The sequence below is a fragment of the Agromyces flavus genome, assembly GCF_900104685.1.
In the GTDB taxonomy this organism is placed as follows: Bacteria; Actinomycetota; Actinomycetes; order Actinomycetales; family Microbacteriaceae; genus Agromyces; species Agromyces flavus.
Genome location: NZ_LT629755.1, coordinates 3123296 through 3149187 on the forward strand (window position 1 = coordinate 3123296; position 25892 = coordinate 3149187).

General features: G+C 70.1%; 22 protein-coding genes. 16 read left to right on the forward strand and 6 right to left on the reverse strand.

What is annotated here, in order from left to right; translation table 11 throughout:
• Positions 1 to 40 precede the first annotated feature (40 nt).
• The 3 genes from BLT99_RS14795 (at position 41) to BLT99_RS14805 (ending at position 2818) form a co-directional block, all read left to right on the forward strand.
• The gene (locus BLT99_RS14795) at positions 41 to 661 is read left to right on the forward strand and encodes a TetR/AcrR family transcriptional regulator (protein WP_092674100.1); all 621 of its coding nucleotides are present in this window, start codon (positions 41 to 43) and stop codon (positions 659 to 661) included.
• A 142-nt stretch (positions 662 to 803) separates the two neighbouring features.
• The gene (locus tag BLT99_RS14800; protein ID WP_092674103.1) at positions 804 to 2012 is read left to right on the forward strand and encodes a globin domain-containing protein; all 1209 of its coding nucleotides are present in this window, start codon (positions 804 to 806) and stop codon (positions 2010 to 2012) included.
• Positions 2009 to 2818, forward strand: coding sequence for a DivIVA domain-containing protein (locus BLT99_RS14805; protein WP_092674106.1), 810 nt, complete (start codon positions 2009 to 2011; stop codon positions 2816 to 2818). Before BLT99_RS14800 ends, BLT99_RS14805 begins: the two co-directional genes overlap by 4 nt.
• Positions 2819 to 2899: 81 nt before the next feature.
• On the opposite strand, the gene BLT99_RS14810 is transcribed toward BLT99_RS14805, so the two are convergent.
• Positions 2900 to 4120: a globin domain-containing protein gene (locus tag BLT99_RS14810; protein ID WP_092674109.1), complete on the reverse strand. Its 1221-nt coding sequence runs from the start codon at positions 4118 to 4120 to the stop codon at positions 2900 to 2902.
• Positions 4121 to 4266: 146 nt separating this feature from the next.
• On the opposite strand from BLT99_RS14810, the gene BLT99_RS14815 reads away from it, so the two are divergent.
• Positions 4267 to 4890: a helix-turn-helix domain-containing protein gene (locus BLT99_RS14815; RefSeq protein WP_092674112.1), complete on the forward strand. Its 624-nt coding sequence runs from the start codon at positions 4267 to 4269 to the stop codon at positions 4888 to 4890.
• Here BLT99_RS14815 and BLT99_RS14820 read toward each other — a convergent pair.
• Positions 4829 to 5476: a hypothetical protein gene (locus tag BLT99_RS14820; protein WP_197675502.1), complete on the reverse strand. Its 648-nt coding sequence runs from the start codon at positions 5474 to 5476 to the stop codon at positions 4829 to 4831. The genes BLT99_RS14815 and BLT99_RS14820 overlap by 62 nt on opposite strands.
• Before the next feature lie 372 nt (positions 5477 to 5848).
• Between BLT99_RS14820 and kdpF the strand changes: the two genes are divergently transcribed.
• The 8 genes from kdpF to BLT99_RS14860 all read left to right on the forward strand — a co-directional run bounded on the left by kdpF (position 5849) and on the right by BLT99_RS14860 (position 17120).
• A complete protein-coding gene (kdpF, locus tag BLT99_RS17685) occupies positions 5849 to 5938 on the forward strand; it encodes a K(+)-transporting ATPase subunit F (protein WP_133988535.1) in 90 nt (29 codons plus the stop codon).
• Positions 5939 to 7612 carry a potassium-transporting ATPase subunit KdpA gene (gene kdpA / locus BLT99_RS14830; protein ID WP_092674120.1) on the forward strand — a complete coding sequence of 558 codons (1674 nt, stop codon included), beginning with the start codon at positions 5939 to 5941 and terminating at the stop codon, positions 7610 to 7612. It begins immediately after the preceding gene.
• A gap of 3 nt (positions 7613 to 7615) precedes the next feature.
• Positions 7616 to 9784: a potassium-transporting ATPase subunit KdpB gene (gene kdpB / locus BLT99_RS14835; RefSeq protein ID WP_092674123.1), complete on the forward strand. Its 2169-nt coding sequence runs from the start codon at positions 7616 to 7618 to the stop codon at positions 9782 to 9784.
• 36 nt (positions 9785 to 9820) lie between these two features.
• Positions 9821 to 10432, forward strand: coding sequence for a potassium-transporting ATPase subunit KdpC (gene kdpC, locus BLT99_RS14840; protein ID WP_092674126.1), 612 nt, complete (start codon positions 9821 to 9823; stop codon positions 10430 to 10432).
• 4 nt (positions 10433 to 10436) lie between these two features.
• Entirely contained in the window at positions 10437 to 12920 is a 2484-nt protein-coding gene (locus tag BLT99_RS14845) for an ATP-binding protein (RefSeq protein ID WP_092674129.1), read from the forward strand.
• Complete coding sequence (locus BLT99_RS14850) at positions 12917 to 13609, forward strand: response regulator (protein WP_092674131.1); 693 nt, start codon at positions 12917 to 12919, stop codon at positions 13607 to 13609. Before BLT99_RS14845 ends, BLT99_RS14850 begins: the two co-directional genes overlap by 4 nt.
• An 84-nt stretch (positions 13610 to 13693) precedes the next feature.
• Positions 13694 to 15064, forward strand: a complete 1371-nt coding sequence (locus BLT99_RS14855) for a TrkH family potassium uptake protein (RefSeq protein ID WP_197675557.1) — start codon at positions 13694 to 13696, stop codon at positions 15062 to 15064.
• A gap of 76 nt (positions 15065 to 15140) precedes the next feature.
• Complete coding sequence (locus BLT99_RS14860; RefSeq protein WP_092676490.1) at positions 15141 to 17120, forward strand: APC family permease; 1980 nt, start codon at positions 15141 to 15143, stop codon at positions 17118 to 17120.
• A gap of 26 nt (positions 17121 to 17146) precedes the next feature.
• On the opposite strand, the gene BLT99_RS14865 is transcribed toward BLT99_RS14860, so the two are convergent.
• From BLT99_RS14865 to BLT99_RS14875, 3 genes are all read right to left on the reverse strand, one after another.
• The gene (locus tag BLT99_RS14865; RefSeq protein WP_092674134.1) at positions 17147 to 17401 is read right to left on the reverse strand and encodes a hypothetical protein; all 255 of its coding nucleotides are present in this window, start codon (positions 17399 to 17401) and stop codon (positions 17147 to 17149) included.
• A 163-nt stretch (positions 17402 to 17564) separates the two neighbouring features.
• Positions 17565 to 17924 carry a PRC-barrel domain-containing protein gene (locus tag BLT99_RS14870; protein ID WP_229724576.1) on the reverse strand — a complete coding sequence of 120 codons (360 nt, stop codon included), beginning with the start codon at positions 17922 to 17924 and terminating at the stop codon, positions 17565 to 17567.
• Positions 17925 to 18064: 140 nt separating this feature from the next.
• Positions 18065 to 19189, reverse strand: coding sequence for a glycosyltransferase (locus BLT99_RS14875; protein ID WP_092674140.1), 1125 nt, complete (start codon positions 19187 to 19189; stop codon positions 18065 to 18067).
• 157 nt (positions 19190 to 19346) lie between these two features.
• Between BLT99_RS14875 and BLT99_RS14880 the strand changes: the two genes are divergently transcribed.
• The 3 genes from BLT99_RS14880 (at position 19347) to BLT99_RS14890 (ending at position 24844) form a co-directional block, all read left to right on the forward strand.
• Entirely contained in the window at positions 19347 to 21791 is a 2445-nt protein-coding gene (locus BLT99_RS14880; RefSeq protein ID WP_092674143.1) for a glycoside hydrolase family 2 protein, read from the forward strand.
• Between the two features lie 121 nt (positions 21792 to 21912).
• Positions 21913 to 23151, forward strand: a complete 1239-nt coding sequence (locus BLT99_RS14885) for a hypothetical protein (protein WP_133988534.1) — start codon at positions 21913 to 21915, stop codon at positions 23149 to 23151.
• Between the two features lie 43 nt (positions 23152 to 23194).
• Positions 23195 to 24844 carry an MFS transporter gene (locus BLT99_RS14890; protein ID WP_229724574.1) on the forward strand — a complete coding sequence of 550 codons (1650 nt, stop codon included), beginning with the start codon at positions 23195 to 23197 and terminating at the stop codon, positions 24842 to 24844.
• Here the strand turns inward: BLT99_RS14890 and BLT99_RS14895 are convergent.
• On the reverse strand, positions 24787 to 25323 hold the full coding sequence (locus tag BLT99_RS14895; protein ID WP_092674149.1) for a carboxymuconolactone decarboxylase family protein: 537 nt from the start codon (positions 25321 to 25323) through the stop codon (positions 24787 to 24789). The two genes, BLT99_RS14890 and BLT99_RS14895, sit on opposite strands and share 58 nt — an antisense overlap.
• A 128-nt stretch (positions 25324 to 25451) precedes the next feature.
• Between BLT99_RS14895 and BLT99_RS14900 the strand changes: the two genes are divergently transcribed.
• The gene (locus BLT99_RS14900) at positions 25452 to 25886 is read left to right on the forward strand and encodes a pyridoxamine 5'-phosphate oxidase family protein (protein ID WP_092674152.1); all 435 of its coding nucleotides are present in this window, start codon (positions 25452 to 25454) and stop codon (positions 25884 to 25886) included.
• Positions 25887 to 25892: the final 6 nt, after the last annotated feature.

Sequence of the window (25892 nt, forward strand, 5' to 3'; positions counted from 1 at the left end):
ATCGGATGATTACTTCAGACTGTAGTAATCGACTGATAACATGTCAAGCATGACGATGGAAGACCTCGCCCCGGCATCCCGCATGAAGGCCGCCGACCGTCGTGAGCAGATCCTGCAGGCGGCCACGGCGGTCTTCGGCGCGAAGACCTATGTGGGCACCACGACCGACGAGGTCGCCCGCGCCGCCGGCGTCAGCCAGCCGTACGTCGTGCGCCTGTTCGGTACGAAGGAGAAGCTCTTCATCGAGGTCATCGACCGCGCCTACGACCGGCTCCTCGAGGAGTTCCGCGCAGCGTTGCCCGGCGACGCCGAGGGCCGCGCCGAGCGCATGGGCCGCGCGTACACCGGACTCCTCAGCGAGCGCGGCATGCTGCCGGTCATCGCCAACTCCACCGCGCTCGGCGGCGAGCACCAGATCGGCCGCGTCGCCCGCGCCGGATTCAGCCGCATCTGGCGCTTCATCCGCGAGGAGGCGGGCTTCAGCCAGGAGGAGACCCGGTCGTTCATGGCCACCGGCATGCTCATCAACACGATCGTGGGCCTCAGGCTCACGGGCGAGGACGGCGACGAGGTCTCGGCCAACGAGGTGCTCGAGGCGTGCTTCCCCGACGCGGTCGATCAGGTGCGTGCCCTGCTCCCGGCGGTCGACGAACCCTGGTGATGTCCAGTAGGTGCTCGCGCGCAGTCGACTCTGCTATGAAGGGTAGAGCCTGCCCTGCCAGTGATTGGATCAGTGTGATGAACACCAGCCGTGATGAGCAGCCGGACCTCGTGGGGGTCCATCCGGCGGCCGGGTGACCGCGATGGACACCGCTGCACTGAAGCAGACATGGGCGCTGGCAGAGAGCGTCGGCGACGAGGTGCCGCTGTTCTTCTACTCGCACCTGTTCCTGTCCCATCCCGAGCTGCGGAGCATGTTCCCCGTCTCGATGGCGACCCAGCGGGATCGCCTGGTGGGTGCGCTCGGCCGAATCGTGTCGAGCGTCGACGAGCTCGACGAGGTCACCGACTTCATCCAGCAGCTCGGCCGCGACCACCGGCGGTTCGAGGTCATCGCGGCGCACTACAACGCGGTGGGCGCCTCCCTGCTCGCCACGCTGAAGCACTTCCTCGGTGAACGCTGGACGGACGAGGTCGCGGCCGACTGGGCCGAGGCCTACGGGCTGATCGCCACGGTCATGGTCCAGGCGGCCGAGGCGTCCGAAGAGGACAGCCCGTCGTGGTGGACGGCCGAGGTGACCGCCGTCGATCGCCGCGGGCTCGACATCGCGGTCATCCAGGTGCGCCCCGAGCCGAACCTGCCGTTCCTGCCCGGCCAGTCCATCGCGGTCGAGGTGCCGTCGCGGCCGCGGCTGTGGCGCTACCTCAGCCCGGCCAACGCGCCCCGTGCCGACGGGACCATCGAGTTCCATGTGCAGATGGTCCCGGGCGGACAGGTCAGCAGCACGATCGTCCGCTCGCTCAAGGTCGGCGAGACCATCCGCCTCGGCGCGCCCGTCGGCCAGGAGCTGACGTTGGACGAGGGTGAGCGCCACCGCGATCTCATCATGGTCGCCGGCGGTACGGGCCTCGCTCCGCTGCGCGCCCATCTCGAGCGGATCGACCAGGAGTGGCAGGCGACCGGGCAGGCGCCGCGCGTCCAGCTGTTCCACGGTGCGCGGCTCCCCTGGAGCCTCTACGAGAATCGGCTGCTGAAGAACCTCGCCGGTCGACCGTGGTTCAGCTACACGCCCGTGGTCTCCGACGATCCCAGCTATCCCGGTCGGAAGGGCTGGGTCGGCGATGCCGCCGCCGACGCCGGCCCGTTGCACGGACTGCTCGCCCTCGTATGCGGGTCGCCCGACATGGTGCGGCACACGGTCTCCCGTCTTCGCTCGGCCGGGATCGCGCCCACCGACGTCCGGTTCGAGCAGTTCGCGACGCTCGACGAGGACAGCCACGACCTGCACCACCACACGCACGACCTGCAGCCGTCCCGGCTGCCGCAGAGCCACGAGGGGGAGCACGCATGATGCAGAACGGGACCGACTCCGACGGCATTGCCGCTGCGCCCGGCACCGCGGAGACGTACGGCACCGCCGAGGCCACGGGCACCGCTCAGGCGCCCGGCACCGCGGTCGAGACCGGCGGCCAGCCGGCCGGGGCGCCCGGCGGCGCCGAGACATCCGGCACCGGCGCCGAGGACGCCCTCGCCCTGGCCGTGAGCCACCTGCCCGACACGCGCTCCGTCGACTTCACCATGAAGGTCAGGGGTGGCGCCTACGACCGGCTCGAGGTCGACAACTTCATGGGCGAGCTCTCGCAGGCGATCGCCGAGGTCCGCATGGCGACGGCGCGCGTCCGGGAGGAGTTCGCGACCCTGCGTGCCGGCCGTGCCGAGTCCGGCGGGCCGAGTCCCGAGACCGAGGACGAGATCACCGCCGGTGCGGTGGGGCTGCTGACGCAGGCCCAGCTCATCGCCGACAAGGCGATCTCCGACGCCGAGCAGTACGCTCGCGACCTCGTGCTCACGGCGCGCAACCAGTACCGCGAGATCCTCGAGCGCGCCGAGAGCAGCGCGAGCAAGGCGAGCGCAACGGTGGGCGTCCAGCCCGGGCCCCCGGTCCCTGAGGTCGAGTACGTCCGCACGTACGCCCAGGTGGCGCAGATCCAGCTGCGCTCCGTGCTCGACGCGCTCACCGAGCAGGTCGACCGCCTCGGGAGCCTGCCGCAGCCCGCACCCGAATCCGGTGCGCCGACCGAGTCCGACGAGGGTCCGACGGGCGAACCCGAGTGGAAGCCCTCGCCCTCAGGCCCGGCCGGCGGTCGGACGGACTGACCGAACCGGGCGGACCGACCCGGACAGGCCAGGAGGCGGCCGAGTCCCGCATCGCGGGCTCGACCGCCTCCCGGCTTCGACTCACGCGTCTGCGGTGGCGGGGTTGTGCGCCCAGAGGTCCGGGCCGAACACCTCGTAGTTGATCCGCTCGCTCGGGATGTCGCGACGGATCAGCGTCTCGCGCATGGCCCGCATGAACGGCAGCGGCCCGCACATGAACACGCTCGCGTCGGCGGGCAGCTCGACGGCGGTGAGGTCCATGAAGCCCGGCAGCGCCGGCTGCAGCGTCGGTGCCTTCTCGGCGTCGACCTCGTACCAGTTCTGCGCCTTGGCGTCGCTCATGGCGAGCACCTGGCGTCGGAGCGACTCGTAGAACGCGTGCGTGTCGTGCGCGCGGTCAGCGTGGAACAGGCGGACGGTGCGCTGGGGCTGCCGGCGCGAGAGGTCCTCGAGGATCGCGGCGATCGGGGTGATGCCGATGCCGGCCGACACGAGCACGAGCGGGGCGTCAGACTCGTCGAGGATCACGTCGCCCGCCGGCTGGGAGACCTCGAGGATGGCGCCGGGCTGCGCGTGCTCGTACAGCCAGTTCGAGACCTGGCCGTCGGGCGCCCCGTCCACGCCGCGCACGCGCTTGATCGTGACGCGGAGCGAGTCGCCGCGGGGGCCCGACGAGATCGTGTACTGGCGCGGCTGGCGCGACCCGTCGGGAAGGTCCACGGCGATCGCGACGTACTGGCCCGTGTGGTGCGACGGAACCATGCCGTCGACCGGGACCATGAGCAGCGAGAAGATGTCCTCGGCCTCCTCGAACCGCTCGACCACTCGGTAGCGTCGCCACGGCTGCTCGGGGTCGGTGCCGCCGAGCGCGTAGAGCTTCGCCTCCTCGGCGACGAGCGAGACGCCGAACAGCCAGTAGACCTCGTCCCATGCCATCCGCACCTCGGGGGTGACCGCGTCGCCGAGCACGGTGCCGACCGCGTCGAGCAGGTACTTGCCGACGATGGTGTACTCGCGCGCCTTGATGCCGAGCGACACGTGCTTGTTCGCGATGCGCCGCATGACCGGGCTGAAGTCGGGCGCGTCGGGATCGATCAGGTGCACGGCGAACGCGACGACGGATGCCGCGAGCGCCTTGGGCTGTTCGCCGATCGCCTGGTTCGCGCGGTTGAACACCCGGAGGAGCTCGGGGTGGTCGGCGAACATCGCCGGGTAGAACTCGCGCGTGATCGCCTCGGCGTGCTCGGCGACGACCCCGGCGGTGGCGCGGACGATCGCTTCGGACTCCTGTGAGAGCTGCATGTGGTGTTCCCTTCGTTCGCAGACGCGTCGCTTCGAGTCTGGCGGGGCGGACGGCGGACGCGCCAGTCGCGTGCACCGGAGAAATTCGGATCGGTCGCCCCAGGCTCGCCCAGCGGCGGTGGATGGAGGTCGCCTAGGATCGCGGGGTGCCTCGTCGTGTCGGTGACTTCCGCGGTCTCACGCAGCCGAGCCGCGCGCGGCTGCTCCGCGCGATCCAGCGCGCACCCGGCCGTCGTGCGAACGAACTGGCCGACGAGTGCGAACTGCCGCTCAACACGGCGCGCGATCACCTGCGCGTGCTCGAAGGCGAGGGACTCATCCGTGCCGAGAGCCGGCCGGTGGGCGGGCGCGGGCGTCCGCCGCTCGTGTTCCATCCGGTGCGGGAGTCGACGTCGAACGACGCTGCGAGGCACCGCGTCACCGCGGCGCGGCGGCGCGGTGCCCTGCTGCGCGCGGTCGTCGGCGAGCCTGACCGCGGGCGGGACGACGCCGTCGCGCAACTCGACGTGCTCTACGAGCATCTGGATGACGCGGGCCTCGAGCCCGTCGTCGACGAGGACGCGCTCACGTTCGAGCTGGCGCCCTGCCGATATCACCGGCTCATCGACAGCGACCAGGCGCTCGTGTGCTCGATGCACGAACGACTCGTGCGCGACGTGCTGCACCAGGTCGACGGACCGCTCGTGCTTCAGCGGCTGGATCCCTTCGTCACCGAGCACCGGTGCCGGCTCGTGCTGGCACGACGTGAGGCGAGCGTCGAGGCAGGCTGACGGACTCGTCCACGCGGTCGCGCATCGATTCGCCGCTCCGGGCGCCTAGGAAGCGCGACGTGTCCGACACGGTCGCCGTGAGCAGCGCGACGAGCCGGTCGTCGGGGTCTCGGACGCAGGCCCGCGCGATCCCGTCGACCGCGCCGGCCACGATGTCGCGGCACTGCCGGGCGGTCATGCGACGCGGGCCCGGACCGATCTCCGCGATGAATCGCGCGGCCCAGTCGTCCGCGGCGGGTGCGGAGCGGAGCGCCGCCTCGCCGAACTCGCGGAGCTCCGCCGAAAGGTCGTCGTCGCGGTCGGCGAGGATCGCGAGCGCGACGCGCAGGCCCACGGCCTGCGAGCGCTGGCGCTCCTCGGCGGCGACGGGCAGGGCGGATGCCGCGGCCCGCGCGGCGAGCATGACGTCGAGCACGGGGTCGTCGCTCGTGAGGCCGACGACGCTCGGAATGAGCGAGGTGAGCCGGGCGCGTCCGTCGTCGCTCGTCAGGTCGTTCACCATGCGCGCGAGATGCGCCAGCGTCGGGTGCGTGCAGGCGGGATGGTCGCTCCACCGCTCGCCCGCGAGATAGGACGCGAACTCCATGAAGCACGCCCCGCGCCGTGGCGACCTGTGACGGCCCGGGGAGAGGATCGGCACGACATCCGGAGAAGCGATCGCGTGACGCATGAGACCTCCCTCGCTCCCTCCACTCTGCGCCTGCCCCACCCCGGATTCAAGCCCCGAATGGGATCCGCTGATTCGGGGAGAGGCGCCGTTAGGGAACCGTTCGGATGGTCTCCGTCCGCCGGCGGCACGAGTTGCATGCGAAGTGCAGTGATGCGCACTGCCCGCCCGCCGAGCCCGGCGTCGCGGCATCCGCCCGACTGGAGTCATCGTGCTCGACCTCGTATACGTCGCCGTCATCGTCGCGACGTTCGTCATCGTCGGCCTCATCGCGAAGGGGGTCGAGAAGCTGTGATCGTCTTCGAGCTGCTCGCCGCCGCGCTGGGCCTCGCCGCCGTGGCGTACCTCGTGTACGCCCTGATCCGGCCTGAGAGGTTCTAGGTGGAGGTGCTCCTCGCCGTCATCCAGGCGGCCACGCTCGTCCTGATCCTCGCGCTGCTCTACCGCCCGCTCGGCGACTGGATGGCGCGGGTGTACACGTCCGATCACGACACGCGCGCCGAGCGCCTCGTATACCGGCTCGTCGGCGTCGATTCGTCCTCCGAGCAGTCCTGGACGGCCTACCTGCGCGGCGTGCTCGCGTTCAGCCTCGTGGGCGTGCTGCTGCTCTACGCGCTGCAGCGCATCCAGGCCGTACTGCCGTATGCGCTGGGTCTCCCGGCGGTGCCGGAGGGGCTCGCGTTCAACTCCGCTGCCTCGTTCGTCACCAACACGAACTGGCAGTCGTACTCGCCCGAGCTCACGCTGGGCTACACCGTGCAGTTCGCCGGCCTCGCGGTGCAGAACTTCGTCTCCGCCGCCGTGGGGATCGCAGTGGCTGTCGCCCTCGTCCGCGGGTTCGCGCGCCGCCGTAGCGGCACCATCGGCAACTTCTGGGTCGACCTCGTGCGCGGCTCGTTCCGCCTGCTGCTGCCCGGTGCGTTCCTCGCCGCGATCGTGCTGATGGTCGGCGGCGTCGTGCAGAACTTCAACGGCTTCACCGAGATCTCCACGCTCGTCGGCGACACTCAGGTGATCCCGGGTGGGCCGGTCGCCTCCCAGGAGGCGATCAAGGAGCTCGGCACGAACGGCGGCGGGTTCTTCAACGCCAACTCCGCACACCCGTTCGAGAACCCGACAGCGTGGACGAGCCTGTTCGAGATCGTGCTGCTGCTCGCCATCCCCGTGTCCCTTCCCCGCACCTTCGGACGCATGGTCGGCTCGTACCGGCAGGGCTACGCGATCCTCGCGGTGATGGCATCGTTGTTCGTCGTGTCACTCGTCGCGGTGAGCGCGATCGAGTGGGCCGGCCACGGCACGGCGCCAGAACTCGCCGGTGCGCCGATGGAGGGCAAGGAGCAGCGTTTCGGAGTCCTCGGCTCGACCCTGTTCGCGGCGAGCACGACGCTCACGTCCACCGGGGCCGTGAACTCGATGCACGACTCGTACACGGCACTCGGCGGCATGATGCCGATGCTGAACATGATGCTCGGCGAGGTCGCCCCCGGCGGCGTCGGCTCCGGCCTCTACGGCATGCTGGTGCTCGCCGTCATCGCCGTGTTCATCGCCGGCCTGCTCGTCGGACGGACTCCCGAGTACCTGGGCAAGAAGATCGGCCCCCGCGAGATCAAGCTGGCGAGCCTCTACATCCTCGTCACCCCGACGCTCGTGCTCGCCGGGACCGCGCTGAGCTTCGCGATCCCCGGCGTCCGCGAGGACGTCGAGAACGTCTCGATCTGGAACCCGGGCATCCACGGCATGTCGGAGGTGCTCTACGCGTTCACGAGCGCGTCGAACAACAACGGCTCCGCGTTCGCCGGTCTCACGGCGAACACGGCGTGGATGAACACCGCGCTCGGCGTCGCGATGCTGCTCGGACGCTTCGTGCCGATCGTGCTCGTGCTGGCGCTCGCCGGCAGCCTCGCGGCGCAGGACACGGTTCCCGCCACGGCCGGAACGCTGCCGACGCACCGGCCGCAGTTCGTCGGACTCCTCGCGGGCGTAACCGTGCTCGTCACCGCATTGACCTACTTCCCCGTTCTCACGCTGGGTCCCCTGGCGGAAGGGCTGAGCTGATCCATGTCCACCATCACCGTTCCCACCCCCCCGAGCAGCCCGCTCGAGGAGCACCAACCCCACCGGCATCCCAAGCCCAAGGCGCCGTTCGGGCCCAGGCAGCTGGTCGCCGCCCTGCCCGGCGCATTGCGCAAGCTCGACCCGAGGCAGATGTGGCACAACCCCGTCATGTTCATCGTCGAGGTCGGCGCACTCGTGACGACGGCGGTCGCGATCGCCGAGCCGTTCCTCGGCGGGCCCGAGGCATCCGGCGGTACCGAGGTGCCGGCGAGCTTCACCTGGGCGATCGCCGTGTGGCTCTGGATCACCGTGGTCTTCGCCAACCTGGCGGAAGCGGTCGCCGAGGGTCGCGGCAAGGCGCAGGCCGACACGCTCCGGAAGACCCGCACGACGACCGTCGCGCACCTCGTCCAGCGGTACGACGCCGCGGGTGACCCGGCGGCCGAAGGCGCGGCCATGACGGATGTCGCGAGCGCCGACCTTCGACTCGGCGACGTCGTGGTGGTCTCCGCCGGCGACCTGGTCCCCGGCGACGGCGACATCGTGCACGGCATCGCCTCGGTCGACGAGTCGGCGATCACCGGGGAGTCGGCGCCGGTCGTCCGCGAGTCGGGCGGCGACCGCAGCGCCGTGACCGGCGGAACCCGGGTGCTCTCCGACCGCATCGTGGTGCGCATCACGTCGAAGCCGGGTGAGACGTTCGTGGACCGCATGATCGCGCTCGTCGAAGGCGCTGCCCGGCAGAAGACCCCGAACGAGATCGCGCTGAACATCCTGCTCGCCGCCCTCTCGATCGTGTTCGTCGTCGTCGTGCTCACGATCAACCCCATCGCCTCGTATGCCGCGTCGCCCGCGAGCCTGCCCGTGCTCATCGCGCTCCTGGTCTGCCTCATCCCGACGACGATCGGCGGCCTCCTCTCGGCCATCGGCATCGCCGGCATGGACCGGCTCGTGCAGCAGAACGTGCTCGCCATGTCGGGCCGCGCGGTCGAGGCGGCCGGCGACGTCACGACGCTCCTGCTCGACAAGACCGGCACCATCACCTACGGCAACCGCCGCGCGACCGAGTTCATCGCACTGGAGGGCGTCGCCGAGGAGGACCTGGTGCGCGCGGCGGCGCTCGCCTCGCTCGCCGACCCGACCCCCGAGGGCAGCTCGATCGTCGAGCTCGCCGCGAGCCGCGGCATCCGCTTCGACGCCCCGCCGGCGGGCGAGGTCGTGCCGTTCACCGCGCAGACCCGGATGTCGGGACTCGACCTCGCCGACGGCACGATCGTCCGCAAGGGCGCCGGTTCCGCGGTCAGTGCCTGGGTGGAGGGGCATGATCGCATCCCGTCGAGCGTGGAGGACGAGCTCCGCAAGCGCGTGGACGCCATCTCGACCGACGGCGGCACCCCGCTCGTCGTCGCGATGCGCGACGGCGAGGGGTCATCCAAGGTCCTCGGCGTCGTGCACCTCAAGGACATCGTGAAGGAGGGCCTCGTCGAGCGGTTCGCCGAGCTGCGCGCGATGGGCATCCGCACGGTCATGATCACGGGCGACAACCCGCTCACCGCGAAGGCGATCTCCGCCGAGGCCGGCGTCGACGACTTCCTCGCGGAGGCGACGCCCGAGGAGAAGCTCTCGCTCATCCGCCGCGAGCAGGAGGGCGGGAACCTCGTCGCGATGACCGGCGACGGCACGAACGACGCGCCCGCCCTCGCGCAGGCCGACGTCGGCGTGGCGATGAACACGGGCACGTCGGCGGCGAAGGAGGCGGGGAACATGGTCGACCTCGACTCCGACCCGACGAAGCTCATCGACATCGTGCGCATCGGCAAGCAGTTGCTCATCACGCGCGGCGCACTCACGACGTTCTCGATCGCGAACGACGTCGCGAAGTACTTCGCGATCATCCCGGCCATGTTCGCGGGGGTCTTCCCGGGCCTCGCGGCGCTCAACGTGATGCAACTGAGCTCGCCGGCCTCGGCGGTGCTGTCCGCGGTCATCTTCAACGCGATCATCATCGTGATCCTGATCCCGCTCGCGCTGCGCGGCGTGAAGTACCGTCCGCTCGGCGCAACGGCGATCCTCAACCACAACCTGCTCGTCTACGGGCTCGGCGGCATCATCGCGCCGTTCGTCGGCATCAAGCTGATCGACCTCGTCGTGACCCTCATCCCCGGCTTCTGATCTCGACCGACGATTCCATCGAAAGGACGTCTCCAAATGAGCACCACGCGCAGCACGATGCGGACGCACTGGGTCGCGCTCCGGGCCATGCTCGTCTTCACGGCCGTGCTCGGCCTCGCCTATCCGCTCGCCATGACCGTGATCGCGCAGGTCGCGCTGCCCGCGCAGGCCGACGGCTCCCTCGTCCGGGATGCCGACGGCGACGTCGTCGGGTCCGCGGTCCTCGGGCAGGCGTTCACGGACGCCGACGGCGAGCCGTTGCCCGAGTGGTTCCAGTCGCGGCCCTCGGCGGCCGGCGACGGCTACGACGGCGGGGCGTCGAGCGGAAGCAACTACGGACCGGAGAACGACGACCTCATCGCGGCGATCGAAGAGCGCCGGGCCCAGGTCGCCGAGCTCGAGCGCGTCCACGAGAACGACGTGCCCGCCGACGCCGTCACCGCGTCGGCCTCCGGCCTGGACCCGCACATCAGTCCCGAGTACGCCCTGCTGCAGGTCGACCGGGTCGCCGAAGCGCGCGGCCTCGACGAGGCCGACGTCCGTTCGCTGGTCGAGGACCACATGCAGTCGCCGGACCTCGGGTTCCTCGGCTCGCCCACGGTCAACGTCCTGTCGTTGAACCTCGCGCTCGCCGAGATGGGAGACTGACGGCATGAGACGGGGGCGGCTCCGCGTTCTTCTCGGCGCCGCACCCGGCGTCGGCAAGACCTACACGATGCTCGAGGAGGGCCGCCGCCTCCGCGACGAGGGACGCGACGTCGTCGTGGGCTTCGTCGAGCCCCATGGCCGCGCTGCCACCGCCGCGATGGTCGACGGGCTCGAGGTCGTGCCGCGCCGCACCGAGACGCATCGCGGGCTCCGGCTCGAGGAGATGGACCTCGACGCGGTGCTCGCCCGCAAGCCCGAGATCGCCCTCGTCGACGAACTCGCCCACACGAACGCCCCCGGTTCGCGCCATCCGAAGCGCTGGCAGGATGTGGAGGACCTGCTCGCCGCCGGCATCGACGTGATCTCGACCGTGAACACCCAGCACATCGAGTCGCTCGGCGACGTCGTGTACGAGATCACCGGCGCCCAGCAGCGCGAGACGATCCCCGACGCCGTGCTGCGCGGCGCCGACCAGGTCGAGGTGGTCGACCTCGCGCCCCAAGCCCTGCGGGACCGCCTCGCCACCGGCCTGGTGTACCCGGCCGAGCGCATCGACGCGGCCCTGTCCAACTACTTCCGGCTCGGCAACCTCACCGCGCTGCGGGAGCTCGCGCTGCTGTGGCTCGCCGACGAGGTCGACCAGGCGCTCAAGGCATACCGCGCCGAGCACGGCATCACCGGCAAGTGGGAGGCCCGCGAGCGGGTCGTCGTGGCGCTCACAGGCGGCCCCGAGGGCGAGACGCTGCTGCGTCGCGGCGCCCGGATCGCGGCGCGCTCGTCGGGCGGCGAGCTCCTCGCCGTGCACGTGACCAGCCCCGACGGGTTGCGGGCGCGCCATCCGGAGGCCCTCGACCGGCAACGCACCCTGGTGGAGCGCCTCGGCGGCACCTATCACGAGGTCGTCGGCGAAGACATCCCGAAAGCGCTCGTCGACTTCGCCCGCGCATCGGATGCCACGCAGCTGGTGATCGGCGTGAGCCGCCGGTCGCGGCTCACCGCGGCGTTCACGGGGCCGGGTATCGGCGCGACGGTCATCCGCGAATCGGGCGACATCGACGTGCACATCGTCACGCACGCGGCGGCCGGATCGGCCATCTCGCTGCCCCGCCTCGGCGGTGCGCTCAGCCGGCAGCGACTCATCGCGGGGTTCGCGGTCGCGCTCGTCGCAGGCCCACTCCTCAGCTGGCTGCTCTGGACCCTGCAGACCGACGCATCCATCACGAGCGACGTGCTGGCCTACCAGCTGCTCGTCATCATCGTGGCGCTCATCGGCGGCCTCTGGCCCGGACTCTTCGCGGCGGTGCTCTCTGGCATCACGCTGAACTTCCTCTTCATCGAGCCGCGGTACACGCTCTCGATCGGACAGCCGCGGCAGCTCCTCGCGCTGGGGTTCTATGTGGTCAACGCACTGCTCGTCAGCTATGTCGTCGACCAGGCGGCGCGTCGCTCGCGGGAAGCTCGGCGGTCGGAAGCCGAGTCGCAGCTGCTCGTGACGATCGCCGGAAGCGTGCTCCGTGGCGAGGACGCCCTCCAGGCGATGGTCACCCGCACGCGCGAGGCGTTCGGCCTCGCGGGCGTGCGACTCCTCGTCGATGGTGAGGTGCGCGTCGCCGACGGCGAACCGACCAGCGACGATCGGCATTCGGTCGTGCCCATCGGGACCCGCGGAGTGCTCGAGCTGCACGGACACGAGCTCGAGGCATCCGAGCGCCGACTGCTCGCGGTCATCGCGACGCAGATGGATGCCGCGATCGAGCAGGGCGCGCTCGCGACCGCCGCCTCCGCAGCGGACTCGCTGGCTGAGACCGACCGGGTGCGCAGCGCGCTGCTCGCCGCTGTCGGACACGACCTGCGACGTCCACTGACGGCTGCGAGCGCCGCGGTGAGCGCGCTGCGGGCCGACGACGTGAAGCTCGGCCGCGGCGAGCGGCGGGAACTGCTCGCGACGGCTGCGGAGAGCTTGGACTCGCTCGCCGGCCTCGTCACCAACCTGCTCGATGTGAGCCGTGTGCAGGCCGGCGCGCTCGCCGTCACCATCGCACCGACGGAAATCGCGGACGTCGTCTTCCCTGCGCTCGAGGAACTGCACGCAGGTCCGGGGGAGCTCGAGCTCGAACTCCCCGACGACGGGCCCCGGGTGCTGGCCGACGCCGTGCTGCTTCAGCGCGTCGTGGTCAACCTGCTCGCGAACGCCATGCGGTTCTCTCCGCCAGGTGAGCGCGTCCTGGTGACGGCCAGCGCCTTCCGAGGTTCCGTGCAGCTTCGCATCGTGGACCGGGGGCCCGGGATCCCGCCCGAGCGCCGCGACCAGGTGTTCACGCCGTTCCAGCGCCTCGGCGACACCGACAACGACACGGGCCTCGGCCTGGGCCTCGCGCTCTCAAAGGGCTTCGTCGAGGGCATGGACGGCACACTGGACGTGGAGGACACGCCGGGTGGGGGCGTCACGATGGTGGTCACCCTGCCTGCGGAGGAGGCGGACGCGTGAAGATCCTGTTGGCCGACGACGACGAGCAGCTGCAGCGCGCGCTGCGCATCACCCTCGCCGCGCGCGGCTACGAAGTGCTGCAGGCGAGTGACGGAGCCGAGGCCATCGACATGGCGGCGAACCGCCACCCCGACCTCATCGTGCTCGACTTGGGCATGCCACGCGTCGACGGGATCGACGTGATCCGAGCGGTACGCGCGTGGTCGAGCGTGCCGATCCTCGTGCTGTCGGGCCGAACCGATTCATCCGAGAAGGTCGACGCGCTCGACGCCGGCGCCGACGACTACGTCACCAAGCCCTTCGCCATGGACGAGCTGCTCGCGCGGATCCGAGCGCGATCCCGGCGCCCGGCCGGTGAGGAGGACGCGGCATCCGTGCGCATCGGAGGCCTCGACATCGACCTCGCCGCGCGCACGGTGCGGACCGCCGACGGACTGCCGAGCGGGATCCGGTTGACGCCGACCGAATGGCGCCTGCTCGAACTCCTGCTCCGCAATCCCGGCAAGCTCATGACCCGGCAGATGCTGCTGAGCGAGGTCTGGGGTCCGTATCACGCGAACGACGGGGGCTACCTGCGGCTCTACATGGCACAGCTCCGACGCAAGCTCGAACCGGTGCCATCGCAGCCGCGCTACCTCATGACGGAACCGGGTATGGGGTATCGCTTCGACCCTGAGGCCGAGTCCTAACACAATCCTTACGCTTCCATACCGGATCCTCACGGCCCGCTGACGCCCTCTCGGCGCCGATTGGACTGGAATGTGGAAGTGAGCATCCGCGAGTCGGAACGCCTTCAGCGGCGCCTTCGCATCCGTCGCGGAATCCGCCTCCATCCGGCTCAGGTCGTCGTGGTCGGGTTCGCCGCCGCGGTCCTCGGCGGCACCCTCCTGCTCCTCCTTCCGCCCATGACGCGCGCGCCAGAGGGGACCAGCTTCATCGACGCCCTGTTCACGTCGACGAGCGCCGTCTGCGTGACCGGCCTGACCGTCGTCGACAACGAGCTCCACTGGACGCCGCTCGGCCACGCGGTCATCGTCGCGCTCATCCAGGTCGGCGGACTCGGCATCATGATCTTCGCCTCGCTGATCGGGCTGGTCCTCGCACGCAAGATGTCCGTCCGCGCGCGACTCAACGCCGCGACCGAGGCGAGCGTCGTCGGCTTCGCCGACGTGCGGGGCCTCATGCGAGGCATCGTGCTGATCTCGTTCGCGATCGAGGCGCTCACGTGGATGTTCCTGTTCCCCCGATTCCTCTTCGGATACGGGTACAGTCCCGTGGATGCGGCGTGGCACGCGCTGTTCCACTCGGTCTCGTCGTTCAACAACGCGGGGTTCGCTCTCTATTCCGACAACCTGATGGGCTTCGTCGACGACCCGTTCATCTGCCTGCCGATCTGCGCCGCGATCATCCTCGGCGGCCTCGGGTTCCCCGTGATCATGCAGCTGCGCAAGGAGTTCACCCGGCCGCTGCACTGGTCGATGAACACCAAGCTCGTGGTGTGGGGCACGATCGTGCTTCTCGTGGGGGGCACGCTGTTCATCACCGCGGTCGAGTGGGACAATCCGGACACCTTCGGGCAGCTGAACCCGGCCGGACGCGTGCTGGCCGGCTTCTTCGCGTCGGTGCAGACCAGGACCGCAGGGTTCAACAGCGTCGACATCGGGCTGATGCACGACGAGAGCTGGGTCGCGATGGACGTGCTCATGTTCATCGGCGGAGGGCCGGCCAGCACCGCCGGCGGCATCAAGGTGACGACCTTCGCGGTGCTCTTCTTCATCATGCTCACCGAGCTGCGCGGCGAGGGGGCGGTCAACATCTTCGGCAAGCGCCTCTCGCGCGCGGTGCACCGCCAGGCGATCACCGTCGTGCTGATCGCGGTGGCGGCCGTGATGGCGGGAGCCGTCCTGCTCATGCTGCTCACGGGCCTCGCGTTCGACGAGGTGCTCTTCGAGACGATCTCGGCGTTCGCCACGGTGGGGCTCTCCACCGGGATCACGGCCGACCTGCATCCGCTCGCGCAGGCCGTGCTGGTGCTGCTCATGTTCCTCGGTCGCATCGGTCCCCTCACGCTCGGTTCGGCGATCGCGCTCCGCGAGCGACGCATCCTCTACGAACTCCCCAAGGAAAGGCCCGCAATTGGCTAGATCCCCGCTGCCCGACAGCGGCACGAGCGGTTCGCGACCGATCGTCGCCGGCACCGACGCCCCGAACGGAGCGCTGCTGCGCGATTGGACGCGATTCGAGTTCCCGGCCGACGTCCCTGGTCCGAAGGCCGTGCGCCCGCGCACTCCGCTCACGCGTTGGCTCCTCGAGCACACCGTGCATCCCGCGGGGGCGGAGAGCGAGGAGTCGCGCGTCGAGCAGCACTCGTGGTGGAAGGTGATGTGCCTGACCGGCGTCGACTACTTCTCGACCCTCTCGTACCTGCCGTCCATCGCGATCGTCGCGGCCGGCGCCGTATCTCCGATCGCGACGCTGCTCATCGTCGCGCTCACGCTCCTGGGGATGCTCCCGATGTATCGCCGAGTCGCCGTCGAGAGCCCCCACGGCCAGGGCTCGGTCGCGATGCTCGAGCGCCTGCTGCCGTTCTGGCGCGGCAAGATCTTCGTGCTCGCGCTGCTCGGCTTCGTCGCGACATCCTGGATCGTCACGATCACCCTGTCATCGGCCGACGCGACCGTGCACATCATCGAGAACCCGCTCGCGCCCGAGGCCTTCGAGGGGCAGGCGGTCGCCATCACGATCGTGCTGCTGCTGGTGCTCGGCGGCGTCTTCCTGCTCGGCTTCACCGAGGCCGTCAACATCGCCATCCCGCTCGTCGCGATCTTCCTCGGCCTGAACGCAGTCGTGATCGGCGCAGGACTCATCGCGATCTTCGACCACCCGGTCATGATCACGGACTGGTGGGCCGCACTCACCCGAGGCGGCGGCGGCATCGGCGACGTCCTGGGCCCGGCCATCCTCGCATTCCCGCTGCTCGTCCTCGGCCTCTCCGGCTTCGAGACCGGCGTGAGCATGATGCCGCTGGTCGCCGCCTCGGGCAAGAATGCGCAGGAGCGACTCGCCTCGCGGATCCGCAACACGAAGAAGCTGCTGACGACCGCAGCGCTCATCATGTCGGTCTTCCTCATCACGAGCAGCCTCGTCACCACGCTGCTGATCCCGCCGGAGGAGTTCGAGGCGGATGGCGCGGCCAACGGCCGAGCGCTCTCATACCTGACGCACGCCTTCTTCGGCGACGCGCTGGGCACGGCGTACGACATCAGCAGCATCCTGATCCTGTGGTTCGCCGGAGCCTCGGCCATGGCCGGCCTCATCAACATCGTCCCGAGGTACCTGCCGGCCTACGGCATGGCACCGGAGTGGAGCCGGGCCGTCCGGCCCGTCGTGCTCGTCTACACGACCATCAGCATCATCATCACGATCGCGTTCCAGGCGGATGTCGACGCCCAGGCCGGCGCGTACGCCACCGGGATCCTCGCGATGATGGCGTCCGCCTCGGTGGCGGTGCTGATCTCGGCCATCCGTCGTCGGCGGACGCCCGCGATCGCGGGATTCACCGTGCTGACGGTCGTGCTCGGTTACGCGCTCGTCGAGAACATCATCGAGAAGCCCGATGGCCTGGCCATCTCGATCCTGTTCATCATCGGCATCGTCGCCGTGTCGATCATCTCGCGCGTCTCGCGCACCACCGAGATCCGGGCCGATCGCATCGAGTTCGACGAGACCGCGCGACGATTCATCGCGGCTTCGCTCGCCTACGACGGCCGGCTGAGCATCATCGCGAACCGTCCGGGGGTGGGCGACGCCGCCGAGTACGAGCAGAAGGAGCGGGCCCAGCGGCAGCTCAATCCGGTTCCGGGCCGAGCCGATGTCCTCTTCCTCGAGATCTCGGTGGTCGATCCGTCCGAGTTCCACGCGGTGCTCCACGTGCGCGGCGTCGAGGTGGAGGGGCATCGGGTCCTCCGCGCCGAGAGCCCCGCCGCTCCGAACGCGATCGCGGCGATCCTCATCGCGATGCGGGATGCCACGGGCGTCCGGCCGCACGCGTACTTCGAGTGGTCCGAGGGCAACCCGATGCTCCACATGGTGCGGTACATCCTGCTCGGGCGCGGGGACACGGCGCCGGTCGTGCGCGAGATCATCCGGGAGGTCGAGAAGGTCCCCGAGGAGCGGCCGACGATCCACGTGGGCGGCTGAGCCCGGATCGGCCAGACGGCGACGGGTTACAGGAGATCCAGCACCGACCTCCAGTCCGGGCCCTGGGAGATGGTCCGACTCGCCGGAGGGGTCAGCCGGTACGTGCCCGCAGCGAGCACGAGATACGCGGTCGGTTCCCTCATGCCCTCCGCTCGGGTGATCGTCCACTGGTGGTGGCTCTGCGCGGCGAGTTCGTAGATCCGGCCGTTGAGTGCGACCGTGAACGGAGCTTCGCCGACATCCGGAAGCCGGGTGACATCTTCTGGGCTGGCGTCGGTCATGGCAAACGGTGTACGTGGGCGGGTCACGGTCCGCAAGGGGATGGCGAGCCCGCCCGGATCGTGCTTCGGGCGAGCGGCCTCCGGTTCCCGGCCGCGAGCCCGCCATCCGGGAGCGGTGCTCCGGGCGGCGGGCTCGCGTTGGTCAGCGGTCAGCGGTCAGCGGTCAGCGGTAGAAGCCGCCGTAGTAACTGCCGACACGATCTTGATAGTCACGGTCGTCCCAGCCGGTGGTCTCGTCGAGTTCGGGTGAGTCCTTGATCTGGTCCTTGGTCAGATCCACGTAGACCTTCCCATCGGAGTCATCGACCCGGTCGATCGTCCCAGCCGGGAGCAGGACCTTGCGACCGAAGATCCACGGGCCGGTGTCGACGACGATCCGGCTCGCTCCGACGTCGTAGCTCGCTCGATCCACCTTGCCGATGTGACCATCCGTGGCGTGAACCTCGTAACCGACGATGTCCGCGCTTTGCGGTGTGCGGGCGGCCGACGTGCGATACGTCCAGGCGTCCCATGTCGAGCTCATCACTCCTCCTTCCCAGGCGCCGCGAGGTGCCTGATCGTTTCGGTGATGCAGGCACGGTAGGTCCGCGTGGCAGCCGCTTGAAGGGGGTTGACAGTGTGTGCCGGTCCCCGCTCTCCCTTGTGGGGCAGTCGGTGGCGCGGTCACACGCTGGGCAGCGGATCCCCGTCGGGCGCGGCATCCTTCGTCGCGCGGTGAAGGCGGCCGACGGCCTTCGATGTCGCGGTATCCGAGGCGGGCCGATCGATGCGGCGCCGCTCGCGGAGGAGGTCCATGAAGAGCGCGATGTAGTCCGCCGCCATCCGGGTGTCCGAGAACCGCGTCTCGGCGGACTGCCGGCACGCACCGCGGTCGAGCTCTGCGACCCGGCCGAGGGCCGCGGCCAGGTCCTCGGCGGTCGAGCGCACGAAGCCGGTGCGGCCCTCCTCCACGATCTCCTCCACCGACCCGCGCGGCGTCGCCACCACGGGTGAGCCGGTCGCCAGGGCCTCGATCATCACGAGGCCGAACGGCTCGTCCCACTGGATCGGGTTCAGGAGCGCGCACGAGTTGCCCATGAGCTCGTACTTCTCGTCGCCCGTCAGCTCGCCGAGGTACTCGGCATTCGACCCGAGCAGCGGACGCACGACCTGGTTGTAGTACTCCTCCTCTGCGGGCTCCTGCATCTTCGCGGCGATGCGCAGCGGGATGCCCGCGATGGCGGCGGCTTCGATCGCTTCGGGAATGCCCTTCGAGGGGTGCATCCGGCCCACGAAGCAGGCGGCGTCGCCGCCCGGTCCGATCGGCACGTCACCGACCCTGATCCCGTGGTGGATGACGCGGGTGATGGGGACCGGCCCCGCCAGGGACGCCTGGTTGTGCGAGATCGCGACGAAGGACACATCCGCACCCGCGTTGACGTAGAGCTCCTGCTCGAGCGGGATCAGCGGGCCGTGCGCGACGGTGACGACCGGCACCGTGGTCTCGGCCTTCGACAGCACCGGGCCCGCGAGCGTGTTGTCGAGGATCACGTCCACGTCCCTCAGGCCGGCGAACGCCCGCAGCAGGTGCCGCAGCTCGTGCGACGTGACGCCCATGGTCTCGGGATCGGACGGTTCGAACCCGTCGAGACGCGGGACCGGCGACGTGCTGTCGTCGGATGCCGCGAGCACCACGTCCTCGCCGGCCTCCTGCAACGCGCGGGCGAGCGTGTCGATGAACGACTCGATACCGCCGTAGGCGTCCGGGGGGATCGGGATCCACGGCGGAGCGATGATGCCAATTCTCATGAGGGTCCCTTCGGGTCGGTACCCGGGGGCGCAGTCGAGCCCGATTCAACGCTAGGAACCTCGGGGACCGATGGCTACGGGATTGACGCTGCGTCGCGCGCGAGGTAGCGCGGATCAATGGGTCGGGCCATGCGCGCCGGCGGGGTAGGGTGCAGGCGTGAAGAGACCGCTGCGCAGCGGATGGCGCCTGACCGCGTCCGACGGGCCGGTGCCCGATTCGCTTCGGGGGGTCGTGGTGCCGGGGACCGTGCCGGGGGTCGTCCACACCGATCTCCTGGCCGCGGGCCTGATCCCGGACCCGTACATCGACGACAACGAGGCGCTGCTCTCCTGGATCGGCCTCGTCGACTGGACCTACGAGACCACGATCGAGATCGCGCCCGAGGAGCTGGCAGCGGCGGACCGTCACGACCTCGCGTTCGACGGCCTCGACACCGTCGCGACGATCACGCTCAACGGCGTGGTCGTCGGCGAGGTCGCCAACCAGCACCGGTCGTATCGGTACGACGTCACGGACGTGCTGCGCGCGGGCGAGAACGCGCTCGTCGTGGCGTTCCGGAGCCCGGTGCGCTACGCGAACGATCAGAGCGTCGCGCTCGGGGCGCGGCCGCACGGGTACCCGCTGCCGTACCAGGCGATCCGGAAGTCGGCGTGCAACTTCGGCTGGGACTGGGGCATCGCGACGTTCACGAGCGGCCTCTGGCGCCCGGCGCGGCTCGAGTCGTGGTCGACGGCGCGGCTCGCGCAGGTGCTCGTGCACGCCTCCCCGGCCGAGACGGGCGACGGCGGCGTCATCGAGGCGACCGTCCGCGTCGAGCGGGCGAGCGACGACGACCTGCATCTCGAGCTCGACGTCGCGGGCGTGCGCTCGGATGTCACGATCCCGGCCGGCACGGACGAGGCGCGCCTCCGCGTGGAGCTCGAGTCCGTCGAGCGGTGGTGGCCCGCGGGGTACGGCGAGCAGCCGCTCTCCGACGTGCGCATCCGCCTCGGCGCGGGCGGTGGGGTGCTCGACGAGGTCCGCCGGAGGGTGGGGTTCCGCACCATCCGCTGGGATACCGAGCCCGACGCCGGCGGCACGCCGTTCCAGCTCATCGTCAACGACGTGCCCGTGTTCGTGAAGGGCGCGAACTGGATCCCCGATGACGCGCTGCCCGTGCGCGTGGACCGCGCGCGCTACGCCCGCAGGCTCCGCCAGGCGCGGGCCGCGAACCTCAACCTCATCCGCGTGTGGGGCGGCGGCATCTACGAGAGCGACGACTTCTACGAGCTCTGCGACGAGCTCGGCCTGCTCACGTGGCAGGACTTCCTGTTCGCCTGCGCCGCCTACCCCGAGGAGGAGCCACTGCGATCAGAGGTCGACGCCGAGGCCCGCGACACCGTCGCGCGCATCGCGCACCACGCCTCGCTCGTGCTGCTGACCGGGAACAACGAGAACCTCTGGGGCCACGAGGACTGGGGCTGGCAGCCGCTCCTCGACGGCCGGACGTGGGGCGCGTGGTACTACGACGAGCTCCTTCCGTCCGTCGTCGACGAGCTCGCGCCGTTCGTGCCCTACTCGCCCGGCAGCCCATTCAGTCCAGGTGGCGAGCACCCGAACGCCGAGGACCACGGGACGATGCACATCTGGGACCTCTGGAACCAGAAGGACTGGCGCCACTATCGCGACTACCGGCCCCGGTTCGTGGCCGAGTTCGGCTGGCAGGGACCGCCCGCGTGGACCACGCTGACCCGTTCGATCTCCGACGAGCCGATCACGCCCGAGTCGCCGGGCATGCTCGTGCACCAGAAGGCCGTGGAGGGCAACACCAAGCTCGCCTCCGGGCTCGTGCGTCACTACCGCGTGCCCGACGACATGGAGGACTGGCACTGGGCCATGCAGCTCAACCAGGCCGACGCGATCGCCTGCGCCCTCGACTGGTTCCGTGCGAACGCGCCGCACACCTCGGGTGCCGTGGTCTGGCAGCTGAACGACTGCTGGCCGGTCACCTCGTGGGCGGCGATCGACGGTGAGGAGCGCGAGAAGCCGGTCTTCCACGCGATCCGCAATGCCTTCGCGCCGCGCGTCGTGACGATCCAGCCTGCGGCGGACGGGCTGATCGCGGTGCTCGGCAACGACACGTCCGAGGCCTGGTCGGCCGACCTCGCCCTCACCCGCCGGTCCTTCGGCGGGACCGTGCTCGGGTCCGCGACCTTCTCCGTCGAGGTCGCCCCGCGGTCCAACGCCGCGGTGACGGTGCCGGCGGCGCTCGCGACCGCGCGCGACCGCGCGTCCGAGCTGGTGGTGGCCGAGGCCGACGACGTCCGCGGATTCTGGTTCTTCGCCGAGCCGCGCGACAGCGCCCTCGCCGCGCCCCTGCTCACCGCAGAGGTGCGCCGTGACGGCGACGTGTTCGCCGTCACGGTCACGACCGATGCGCTCGTGCGCGGCCTCACGTTGCTGGTGGACAAGCTGGCGCCGGATGCCACGGTCGACACCGCGCTCGTGACGCTCCTCCCGGGCGAGCACGCGACGTTCCGGGTCGGGGGCCTGGCCGCGCTCGAGCCGGCCGACGTGCTCGCGCCGACGGTGCTGCGCCACGGCAACCAGCTCGTCGCCTAGTAAGCGGACGTCCCGTCCGCCCACTCGACCGCTGCCCTCGTCGTCGCCGCCCGATACCGTGGGTCTCGTGGTGGACGCGCCATCCACTCGGCGGAATTTCATCGCCGCGGCCACGGAGAGCGTGAGCTTCGCGGTCGCCAACCAGCTGACCGCGGTCGCCGTCGTGCTTCCGTTCATCTGCATCGCGTTCGGTGGGAGTCCCTTCGCTGCGGCGCTGATCTTCCCCACCTACACGGCCGCCAACCTCTTCGGCGTGGTCGTCGCGCCACGCGTGCTCGGCTTGCGTTCGGTCACGAGGTCGCTCGCACTGATCCTGACGCTGATCGCGACGGTGTTCACCGTCACCGGCATCGGGATCACCCTGGTCGGGGAGGAGTGGCTGAACGCGCTCTGGCTCATCGCCGCGGTGCTCGGCGTGCTCGGCGGCGTGGCATCCATCGCCGTCGTCGAGGTGATGTCGTCCTCGCTCGCCTCGTCGGAGAAGTCGGCGATCAGTGTCGTGCAGAGCACGGGCGGCGCCGTCCTGACGCTGGTGATCACGGTGATCATGGGGACGTTCTTCCTGGACCCGAACGGCAGGGACGCGCACGTGGCGCTCCTCTGGATCGGAGTCACCGCGATGGCGATCGCGGCACTCGCGCTGCTGCCGATCCGCCCGACGGCAGCGCGTGACCGCGTCCCGCGTCGGTCGGTCGGCATCCTCGCGGCACTGAAGGCCCGACCCGATCGGAAGTACCCGTGGGTGCGGGAGTTCCTGATCACGCAGGTCCTCTTCCTTTCCATCTCGCTGGGCACGAGCTTCTACAGCGTGCACGGCGCGACCCTGCACGGCCAGAAGTCCGAGGCGCTTCATCACATCGTCGCGCTCGCCGCGACCGGAAGCCTGCTGTTCACGGCGCTGTGGACGCTGAGCCGACACCGGGCGACGATTCGCGGGCTCCTGCTGACGGCCGCGTTCCTCGGCGTGGCCTCGGCGATCGCCGCGCTCATCACGGACACCTTCGACACGCGAGCGCTGCCCGTTCTGAGCGGCCTCGTCATCACGCTCGCCGCGGCCGGCGGTGCGGCGACGTCGAGCACACGGGCGACGTGGATGTACCGATACCTCGGCGAGCACGACGACATCGAGGTGGTCGTCTTCTGCCAGGTCGTGCTGGGCATCACGGCGACCGGCGTCGGCCTCGTCTTCGGCGCGCTCGCCCACCTCGAGACCGCGGCACCGACGTGGGGCATGCTCATCCTGTCCGGGTACGCGCTCTTCCACGCCCGGCGAGCGCCCGCCGACCGGATCGGGCAGACCAAGGCCGCCCGGCTGCTCGACCACCATCACGGACACCACTGGGGCGGGTTCCAATGGTGAGGTCTTGCCGACAAAGTGTCGGGAAAGAGTACACTCGGATCCTGTGACCGCCGACACCGATCGATTCCACCGGCTGCGCTGGTGGGGCCTCGCCGCGATCTCGCTCGGCGTGGCGCTCATCATCATGGATGCGACGATCGTGGCCGTCGCCACGCCGAACATCGTCTCGGCGCTCGACCTCACCACCACCCAGGTGCAGTGGATCCAGGAGGTCTACACCCTCGTCTTCGCCGCGCTCCTCATGGTGTGGGGCACGATGAGCGACCGCATCGGACGGCGACGGCTGCTCGTGATCGGACTCGTCATCTTCGTGGGGGCGAGCATCCTCTGCGCCTTCGCGCCGAACGGCACCTGGCTCATCGCGGCCCGAGCGATCCAGGGCGTCGGAGGGTCGATGATCCTCCCGACGACCCTGGCGCTCCTGAATGCGACCTTCCGGGGCGCCGAGCGCGGCATCGCCTTCGCCGTCTGGGGTTCCACCATCGGGTCGATGGCGGCAGTCGGCCCGGTCCTCGGCGGATGGCTCACCACCGCCTTCTCCTGGCACTGGGCGTTCTGGATCAATCTTCCGTTCGGCATCCTCGTCATCATCGGGGTCCTGGCGTGCGTCGCCGAGTCCCGCCAGCGGGAGACCGGCCGCTTCACTGACTGGGTCGGCGCCGCCGCGTCGGTGCTCGGATTCGGGATGCTCGTGTTCGCCCTCATCGAGGGGCGATCGTACGGGTGGTGGGAGGCGACGGACTCGGCTCCGGTCAGCCTCGGCGGGTTCAGCATCATCCCGGTGCTGTTCGTCCTCGCCGTCATCGTGCTCGGCGCTCTGGTGCTTCGCGAGCGGTCGAGGGTCGCGGCGGGCCGGTCCGTGCTGCTCGACGTCACGCTGTTCCGCATCCCGACGTTCGCCAACGGCAACGTCACCGCCCTGACCGTCTCACTGGGAGAGTTCGGGCTCATCCTCTCGCTGCCGCTGTGGTTCCAGTACGTCCTCGGCATGGACGCGCTCCAGGCCGGGCTCGCGCTGCTGCCGCTCGCGGTGGGGTCGTTCGTGGCGAGTGGCGCGGTGCGTCCCCTCTCCCGGTACCTGTCGCCGGTGCGGATGGTGCGACTCGGCATCGCGCTCGAGATCATCTCGCTCGCCGTGATGGCGATCCTCATCCGACCCGACTCGACGGCCTGGGTCACCGGTGTGCCGTTGTTCTTCTACGGCATTGGCGTCGGATTCGCGACCGCGCAACTGACCCAGCTGATCCTCGTCGACGTGCCGCTCGACAAGTCGGGCCAGGCGTCCTCGACGCAGTCGACCGCTCGCCAGGTCGGCTCCGCACTCGGCATCGCGATCCTCGGAACCGCGCTGTTCTCGACGCTCCGCGCCGGCACCGAGGCCCGCCTGGCCGACCAGATCGCCGCTGAACCCGGCGTGGCGAAGCTCGTCGACGGCGTCTCCGACTCCGCCGGAGCGCTCATCGCCGGGCTCGCCGGGAATCCGGCGACGGCGGCCATCGCCGACGCGGCCCGCGAGGCGCTCACCCAGGGCGTGTCGGTTGCCGCGTGGATCGCCGTCGGGGCGCTGTGCGTCGGCCTGCTCACGACGATCCCACTCGGGCGCCGTGCCGCGCACGAACCCGCGAGGTCATCTGCTCACTCGGACGTGTCCGGTGCGGCGAAGGGCGGGTCGGCCGACGGCGTGGCGCCCTGAGCGAGCTTGAGGCGCGTCCAGACCGTCATGTTGATGATCACCGCGGCGATCTCGGCGACCTGCTGCTCCTCGAAGTGCGCTCGCAGCCGCTCGTGCAGGTCGCCGAATCGAGCGACGTCGTACAGCGTGAGGCCCTCGCAATAGTCGAGCGCGGCGCGTTCGGCATCGGAGAACATCGCGCTCTCGCGCCACGACGCGAGGTGGGCGATCACCTCGGGTGGGATCTCCAATTCGGCCGCCACTCGGGTGTGCAGGATGAGGCAGTACGAACACGGGTTCAACTGCGCGACACGCAGGCGCAGCAGTTCGGCGAGACGCGGATCCAGGGCCAGCTCGGCACGGTACCCGAACTGCGCCGCCATCTGCTTCGCGAGGTCGTGGAACGGCGTGCCATCCGGATCGAACCGAGTGTTCTCGAACCGCACCTGGCTCCGGCCGTCTCGATGCGGCCCGGGCGGTGAGGATGGAGCCGACGTCATGTCATGTCCTTCGCAGCGACCTCCGAGTCGCCCCGCATGCTACTCCGACCGGCCGATCAGCCGGAAGTCCCGCCGTGCACCGGCACTGCCGCTCAGGACCCGAATCCGCCCCGCCTACGATGGATCGCATGGCCGCCGCGCCGATTCGCCCGATCTCGCCGCCCCGCTCGCTCACCGAGCGGGGTCGGCGCTTCGTCGCCGAACGCCACCTCGCCACGTTGTCGACGATCGGGCCCCGAGGCGATCTGCACGTGGTCGCGGTCGGCTTCACGTACGTCGAGGGCGTGGTCCGGATCATCACGCGCGGCGGGAGTCAGAAGGTGCGCAATGTCGAGCGAGACCATCGCGCGACGGTCGCGCAGGTATCCGGGGCGGAATGGCTGAGCATCGCCGGTCGAGCCGTCGTCGAGCGCGACGCCGAGTCGGTCGAGCTCGCGGTGCGCCTCTACGCCGAGCGGTACCGGCAGCCGCGCGAGAATCCGACCCGCGTCGTGATCCGCATCGACCCCGAGCGGGTGCTCGGCTCGGCCGGTCTCTGGAACATCGGATCTCCTGAGGCCTGACGACTC

Coding starts and splice junctions, on each gene's coding strand:
- BLT99_RS14865 (WP_092674134.1), bottom strand. CDS start 17,401: ATGACCGACGCCAGCCCAGAAGATGTCACCCGGCTTCCGGATGTCGGC.
- BLT99_RS14900 (WP_092674152.1), top strand. CDS start 25,452: ATGGCCGCCGCGCCGATTCGCCCGATCTCGCCGCCCCGCTCGCTCACC.
- kdpC (WP_092674126.1), top strand. CDS start 9,821: ATGAGCACCACGCGCAGCACGATGCGGACGCACTGGGTCGCGCTCCGG.
- kdpB (WP_092674123.1), top strand. CDS start 7,616: ATGTCCACCATCACCGTTCCCACCCCCCCGAGCAGCCCGCTCGAGGAG.
- BLT99_RS14820 (WP_197675502.1), bottom strand. CDS start 5,476: ATGGAGTTCGCGTCCTATCTCGCGGGCGAGCGGTGGAGCGACCATCCC.
- BLT99_RS14870 (WP_229724576.1), bottom strand. CDS start 17,924: ATGAGCTCGACATGGGACGCCTGGACGTATCGCACGTCGGCCGCCCGC.
- BLT99_RS14875 (WP_092674140.1), bottom strand. CDS start 19,189: ATGAGAATTGGCATCATCGCTCCGCCGTGGATCCCGATCCCCCCGGAC.
- BLT99_RS14800 (WP_092674103.1), top strand. CDS start 804: ATGGACACCGCTGCACTGAAGCAGACATGGGCGCTGGCAGAGAGCGTC.
- BLT99_RS14810 (WP_092674109.1), bottom strand. CDS start 4,120: ATGCAGCTCTCACAGGAGTCCGAAGCGATCGTCCGCGCCACCGCCGGG.
- BLT99_RS14845 (WP_092674129.1), top strand. CDS start 10,437: ATGAGACGGGGGCGGCTCCGCGTTCTTCTCGGCGCCGCACCCGGCGTC.
- BLT99_RS14895 (WP_092674149.1), bottom strand. CDS start 25,323: ATGACGTCGGCTCCATCCTCACCGCCCGGGCCGCATCGAGACGGCCGG.
- BLT99_RS14795 (WP_092674100.1), top strand. CDS start 41: ATGTCAAGCATGACGATGGAAGACCTCGCCCCGGCATCCCGCATGAAG.
- BLT99_RS14805 (WP_092674106.1), top strand. CDS start 2,009: ATGATGCAGAACGGGACCGACTCCGACGGCATTGCCGCTGCGCCCGGC.